This is a genomic window from Paenibacillus sp. DMB5, from assembly GCF_001517085.1.
Classification (GTDB): domain Bacteria; phylum Bacillota; class Bacilli; order Paenibacillales; family Paenibacillaceae; genus Paenibacillus_AQ.
This window is the reverse complement of sequence record NZ_LRAC01000150.1, coordinates 43,535-50,003: the sequence shown is the minus strand read 5'-3', so window position 1 is coordinate 50,003 and position 6,469 is coordinate 43,535. Positions and strand designations below refer to the sequence as shown.

Genomic DNA, 6,469 nt, shown 5'->3' with positions numbered 1-6,469 from the left:
GGTGCTGGTGCTGGTGCTGGTGCTGGTGCTGGTGCTGGTGCTGTTCATTACAACTAGTTGGATTTTTGCCATTTAGTTTGGGCATTTTCCGATAGTTACGTCTTTTAGTTGAAAAACGTCATCTATTTCTGCCCACTAGCCGGATTAGGGGGAATTTCGGCGATATTAAGTGACGTTTTTCCAATTAGTTTACTGATAGCAGCTTTTACTAGTTCAGATACAACAACAACCAAATTCACGTAGACCTGAGATGTTTTCCCGCAAGGATAGCTGTGACTTTAAAGAAAGTTTAAGTTACCGTATGCTTACCACCTTATTTCAGCTTTGCTACGATCTTGCCCCGGATATGCCGCTCTGACAGGCGCACCAAGGCTGCCGGAACCTCCTCCAGAGGGATGACCTCCTCCAGCAGTGAGGAGATTTCACCTGCAGCGAGCAGCGCGAGCATCTCGTCTCCGATTACGGACAATTGCCGCAGCGCCTCCGGATCACCGGACTGATGTGCAGCGCCAAGCGCAACCTCATGGACGGAAAAAGCTTTGGTGAACGGCTTCACCGACGCATAGTCCGGCGCACCGGCAATATGTACTACATGCCCGAAAAAGGAAATCAGCTCCAGCCCCTGGGTTGCGCTCTGTCTGCTGATCGAATCAATTACCGCATCCACACCTCTGCCGTCTGTCAGGCGGAGCACCTCGGCGGCTACATCTGCCTCGCGGTAGTCAATGACATGGTCCGCTCCCAGGCTCATCACATACTCATGGTTATGCCGCGATGCGGTGGAAATAACCCGCTTGCCGGCCAGCTTCGCCAATTGCACGGCAAATCCGCCGACGCCTCCCGCGCCGCCGTGGATCAGCAGTGTGTTCAGCTGCGTAAGCGGCAGCTTTCCGTGCACTGCCTGGTAAGCCGTATAACCGGCTGTCGGGAGGGCAGCAGCATCCTCAAAAGCCACTGTATCCGGTATCCGCGAGAGGGTGCTGGCCTTGGCCAGGGCAAATTCCGCGAACCCGCCCGTCCGGGTAAGGTCTCCGTGATACAAGACACGATCGCCGGTCTTCCATTGCTCCACACCTTCACCCACCGCCGCGATGATTCCGGCAACATCAAGCCCCAGCACATGCGGGTAATTCCAGTTAGGGTTGCCGCCGGTTGCGGTTTTATAGTCCACCGGGTTAAGCCCGGCTGCATGCACCTCTACCAGCACTTCGCCGGCTGCCGGCTCAGGTGCGCTGATGTCGCTAACATTCATCTCATTCCATTTTCCTTTTTCCTGCAGTAACAGAGCTTTCATCTGTGTATCCTCCTCGGGTGGTATTCTAATGAATTTATTGTATCAGAAATTTCCACCGGTATCCTGTCGCCTGGCTGATCTGCCTGGGAGTGTGGCTATGCTGTATGCTGACAGGAGCGTTCAGCTAGGGGCATAGGCGAGTCGCGCTGCCGGCTGACAAGGAATCTAGGGCCGTGGCCAGGGCCGGCGGAGCAAGGGCATTTTTGCCCTTCATTTCGCGTATATGGCCGTGGCGGCCGGAATCAAGGGCATTTTTGCCTTTGATTTCGCTCATTCCGCCAAGTGAGCCGGATTCAAGGGCATTTTTGCCTTTGATTTCGCTCTTTCCGGCGCCTGGGCCGGAATCAAGGGCATTTTTGCCCTTGATTTTGCTCATTCCGCCGCTTGATTTTGCTTAACCGGCCGTATTCCGCCAAACAGCAGGAGCTGCGGCAAGCAAAAGAGCCTGTCCGCAAAGCGGACAGGCTGTTACAGAAACATTATTGGTTACGGGCATTCAGGGCGGCTCGGCTTGACAGATTCCGGGTCTAGGACGGCTGCGGCTGTTTATTATTACAAATACAAATCTGATAGCGCTGCTCCCCAACGATATGATAGCCGGTGGAGAGAACTCGAATAGTATGATTATTACGAACATCAACCTTATGGAGACTACGGCAAGCAATGCAATAAAACTCTCTCATGGTTTCATCTCCGGCAAACGCATAGTCAAAAAGCACTAAAAAAGGGCTAATATCATCTAAAATAATAGCATCCTGTTTTTATGAGTGTCAACATAAATCCGCATAATCCGACAAAATTCTGCTACTGGACATTGCTGCGGCAGAGCTGCGGGGAGAGCCCCATATATTTCTTGAACAGCCTCGAAAAATAAAACGGGTCGCTGTAATGCAGCATGCCGGAAATTTCCTTGACCTGCAGCGATGTATTAAGCAGCAGATGCTTTGCTTCCGCCATTTTCAGCCTGTGCATGTATTCATGCAGCGGATAGCCGCTGCTGCTGCGGACCAGCCTGCGCAGGGTGGACATGGAGATATGGTGCTTCGCAGCAATCCCCGGCAGATCAGGCTGCTCATATATGCAGGCTTCCAGATCGCCGCGTATGTCCGTCATTATCCCCTGCCGGCGGAACCGCGGATGATCAGGAAACAGGCAGGAGCATTCCAGCAGCGTGGACTCCAGCCGCAGAGCTGCCCGGTCGGCATCGGCGGGAACGCCCCCGTCCATCAGGCTCAAAACCTCCTCAAAGAAAGGGACCAGCTCCTCCGGACTGCCGGTCTGAAAGACACTTCCGTCTGCTATGAGCCCGCCTTCCAGCCACTCATCCGCCCGGCTTCCCATAAAGTTGATGTAATATTCATCCCAGCTCCCGCCGGGGGGCGGACCAAAGCTGTAGCTGCAGCCCGGCCGGAAGAAGAACAGGCTTCCCGCGCGTACCTGCTGCGTGGGCCCCCCGTTCTCGGATATACTGCCGGAGCCCGCTGCAATATAGACCAGCGCCCAATGCCCGAACACTACCCCGCTGCGGAACAGCGTTCTTCCGGGCAGATGTCCGGCCTGCCCGATCCGGATGGCTGTCAGCCGGAGCATGGAAGCATCCAGCTTGGGGTCAATAATTCTGACAGGATACGGGCTGATCATATAATCCATGATCTTGGGCATACCCTCTATTCCTCCCTTAATTGCCGAATGGTATCGTTATTGCAGGTGAACATATTCTACATGAACAAGAGGTGTATAAGCTATGCCTGAAACCTGTAATCTGCAGCTTTTGCCCGGTCCGCAGACCCTTACAATGTCTGAAGGGCTATTCCGTATTCCGCTAAAGAGCTGCATCATTCTCCCTGCATCACAAAACCGGGACATTCTGCCCGCTGCCCGCAGGCTTCAAGAGGCAATCGGCCGAATTCTTCAGCTCAGCCTGCCCCTGTCAGCCGGCATCCGCTCATCTGTCCGGCCCGCAGCCAGCTTCTGCTGCAATCCCCTGCTCCCTGCGCAAGGTTACGAGATCACAATTGCAGCAGACGGCATTACCGTAACGTACAGTACACCGGAAGGCGCTTACTACGCCGTTGCAACACTTCAGCAGATTCTGGAACAATGCGGCAGGGAATTGCCCTGCCTGTTCATCCGCGATCAGCCGGACTTTGCCGCCCGCGGCCTGATGCTCGATATTAGCCGTAACAAGATCCCCAAGATGGAAACCCTGTATAAGATTATTGATCTGATGGCCGACCTTAAACTCAATCAGCTGCAGTTATATATAGAAGGTTCTCCCTTTGCCTATGAATCCTTTCCGCAGGTCTGGGAGCTGGAGACGCCTATAACCGGTGACGAAATTCTGCTGCTGGATGCCTACTGCCGCGAGCGGTATATTGAGCTCGTACCGAACCAGAACAGCTTCGGCCATATGGAACACTGGCTGACCCGCCCGGAATTCAACCGTCTGGCAGAAATTCCGGAAGGCTTCATGCTGCCTGATAATATGTACGACCACGACCTGTATCCGGACGGCCTGTTCATGCAGCCGGGAACCTTCCACACAGGAAACCCCGAAGTCCTGAAGCTGCTGGAAACCATGTACGATGATCTCCTGCCCTACTTCACTTCAGACCATTTCAATGTCGGCTGCGATGAAACCTATGAACTGGGACTTGGCAAAAGCAAAGCACTGGCCGATTCAGCAGGCAAAGGCCGGCTGTACCTGTCATTCCTGCTTGAAATTCATAAACTTGTCACTGCCCGGGGCAAAAAAATGCAGTTCTGGGGCGATATCATTATCCAGCACCCCGAGCTGATTCCGCAGCTTCCGAAGGATATCATTGCCATGGAATGGGGCTACAGTGCGGAGCATCCGTTCGAAGCAGATACCCTGAAGTTCCGTGAGGCGCAGATTCCGTTCTATGTCTGCCCGGGAACAAGCTCCTGGAATTCCGTAACCGGCCGCACCGACAATATGCTGGCCAATCTGCGCAGTGCGGCTGTTCATGGCAAGGATAACGGTGCAATCGGCTATCTCATTACCGACTGGGGCGATTTCGGCCATTGGCAGCATCTGCCGGTCAGCTATGCCGGATACGTATACGGGGCCGCGCTGGCCTGGAATGTCCGGAACAACCTGGATGCCGATGTGGCCGGATACCTGAACCGCTCAGTCTTCCGGGACCGCTCGGATAAGACCGGGCAACTGCTGCTTGATCTAGGCAATTATTACAAGCTGGAATCCGGCGCCCTGAGGCCAAATGATTCCGAGCTGTCGATGCTGCTGCGCAGCCGGCTGGATAACATGGGCATTGCCCGGAAGCTCAGCCCGGTCCAGCTTGACCAGCTTGAAGCCTATATCTTTGGCATAGAGAACCGCCTGGAGGAGCTGTCACCCGGCTGCAGTGATGCCGGGCTTGTCCTGCAGGAGCTGGCGAACGGCATCCATTTCCTGAAGCATGCCGTGCAGCTGGCCCGGATCAAGCTGCAGCTGGCCGGAGAGCCGGATGTCCTTGATCCGGCCGTTATCCGCAGGCTGATCAAGGATCTTGACCTGCTGCTTCACGATTACCGCGGGCTATGGATCCGCCGCAACCGCCCCGGCGGACTGGAGCAGAGTGTCAGCCGGCTGCTGCGGCTTAGAGGTGAATATGAGGACCTGCTGCAGTCGCTTCCGGAGCGTCCGGCAGCCCAATCTGAATAAAAGCAGAACCGCTTAAGGCCCGGCTTCTTCTGCCGGGTCTTTCCTTCTCTCAAGAAACATCTGCCGCGCTTCCTCATACTGGTTCACCAGCATTTCACGCTCCCTGCGTTCATGCGTCTCCCGGTCCGCGGCCTCCAGCCCGCTTTCTTCATCCCGGGTTATCGTCCAGATGTCGGAGAACAGGTAATCCCTGATTTCAACCACAGCACCGGCGAGCCTGCCCTCCTGCCAGACCAGTCCGCCGGAAGTGCGGATTACGGTGCGTCCGTCAGGTGTGACTGCCTTCTGCCCGAGGCGGATCTGCATCAGCATTTGCCCGAATGTATACCATTCCATCCAGCTTCATTCCCCCTCTCAAGTTCTAATTGAAAAAGACGTTATTGCGGCATACAATCAGATTAACCTACAGCTAATGATTTACATACAATCCTTATAGTGACAGGGGACAAACCTATGGATTGGCTTAACGATTATGAACAGGAGCTCCGGGCGGTATTTCAGGAATGCAAGGCGATCATTTCCGGATTTCCGGAGCCGCTGGACTCCCGCGGGCTGGCCTATCTTGAACAGTTCGATGTCTTTGAGGCCCGCAGCAAAAAGAATTATATCTGCTATCTCCTCCCGTTCTGGCTCCGCAGTGAATACGGGCTTGATGCAGGGCAGACGCATAGTATGTCCTCAGGCAATGTTCTTCTGATGCTCTACTTCTTCCTGCAGGATGATCTGATGGACAACCGGCGCAGCTCTGCAGCAGAACTGCTGCCGCTTGCGAATCTGCTGTATGCGGAGTTTCTGGAGCTTTACCGTCCGCTCTTCCCTGCAGAATCGCCCTTCTGGACGCATTTCAAACGTTATCTCTTCGAGTGGTCAGACAGCGTCAGCGGAGAAATCGGAGGAGATTATTACTTTAACGACCGGAGCCGGATTGCCGGCAAAGCAGCCCCTCTAAAGCTGTCTGCCATAGCCGCCCTGCTGCTCGCCGGCAAGGAGTCCTCTATTGCCGCTGCAGAAGAAGCAGTGCAGGAAGTGCTGATCACCCTGCAGATGCTCGACGATTATGAGGACTGGGAAGAGGATCTGGCTGATGGCAGCTATAACTGCCTGTTGTCTCTGGTCCGCCACCGCCTGCACCCGCAGGATGACAGAGCCGTTCTTACTCCGGACGAAGTAAGGGCATTTATCTATACATCCGGCGGACTTATGGAGTATGCAGCAACGGCAGCAGCCAACCATGAACGGCTGACCTCGGGCGTTTTCCGCATTCACGGACTCACTGCATTCCATCAGATGCTTGCGGGCAACCTCCGGCAGATTGCCGCAGCGATTGAAGCGGAAAAGGCACTTCTGCAGCAAGGCGGGTTACAGTACTGGATTTCCAGGCATATGAATGAAAATCCGCGCCCCATTAATTCGGATAACAACCAAAAATAGTCATAGATTCAAATAAAATGCTATGGTATGCTTACGGGGTAATATTACCATTTCGGGGA

Annotated in this window: 6 protein-coding genes; 2 read left to right on the top strand and 4 right to left on the bottom strand. The window is 54.4% G+C overall.

From position 1 onward, the window contains the following. Window positions 1–313: 313 nt before the first annotated feature. The 3 genes from AWJ19_RS27025 to AWJ19_RS27015 form a co-directional block, all read right to left on the bottom strand. Complete coding sequence (locus AWJ19_RS27025) at window positions 314–1,294, bottom strand: zinc-binding dehydrogenase (RefSeq protein ID WP_068728308.1); 981 nt, start codon at window positions 1,292–1,294, stop codon at window positions 314–316. Window positions 1,295–1,418: 124 nt separating this feature from the next. Further along, on the bottom strand, window positions 1,419–1,670 hold the full coding sequence (locus AWJ19_RS27020; protein WP_068728307.1) for a hypothetical protein: 252 nt from the start codon (window positions 1,668–1,670) through the stop codon (window positions 1,419–1,421). A 428-nt stretch (window positions 1,671–2,098) separates the two neighbouring features. Continuing rightward, entirely contained in the window at window positions 2,099–2,956 is an 858-nt protein-coding gene (locus AWJ19_RS27015) for an AraC family transcriptional regulator (protein WP_068720640.1), read from the bottom strand. Window positions 2,957–3,038: 82 nt separating this feature from the next. Between AWJ19_RS27015 and AWJ19_RS27010 the strand changes: the two genes are divergently transcribed. Then, entirely contained in the window at window positions 3,039–4,979 is a 1,941-nt protein-coding gene (locus AWJ19_RS27010) for a family 20 glycosylhydrolase (protein ID WP_068720638.1), read from the top strand. A 12-nt stretch (window positions 4,980–4,991) separates the two neighbouring features. Here the strand turns inward: AWJ19_RS27010 and AWJ19_RS27005 are convergent, their stop codons facing one another. Next, window positions 4,992–5,315, bottom strand: a complete 324-nt coding sequence (locus AWJ19_RS27005; protein WP_068720636.1) for a hypothetical protein — start codon at window positions 5,313–5,315, stop codon at window positions 4,992–4,994. A 117-nt stretch (window positions 5,316–5,432) separates the two neighbouring features. On the opposite strand from AWJ19_RS27005, the gene AWJ19_RS27000 reads away from it, so the two are divergent. Beyond that, window positions 5,433–6,410 carry a hypothetical protein gene (locus AWJ19_RS27000; protein ID WP_068720634.1) on the top strand — a complete coding sequence of 326 codons (978 nt, stop codon included), beginning with the start codon at window positions 5,433–5,435 and terminating at the stop codon, window positions 6,408–6,410. Window positions 6,411–6,469: the final 59 nt, after the last annotated feature.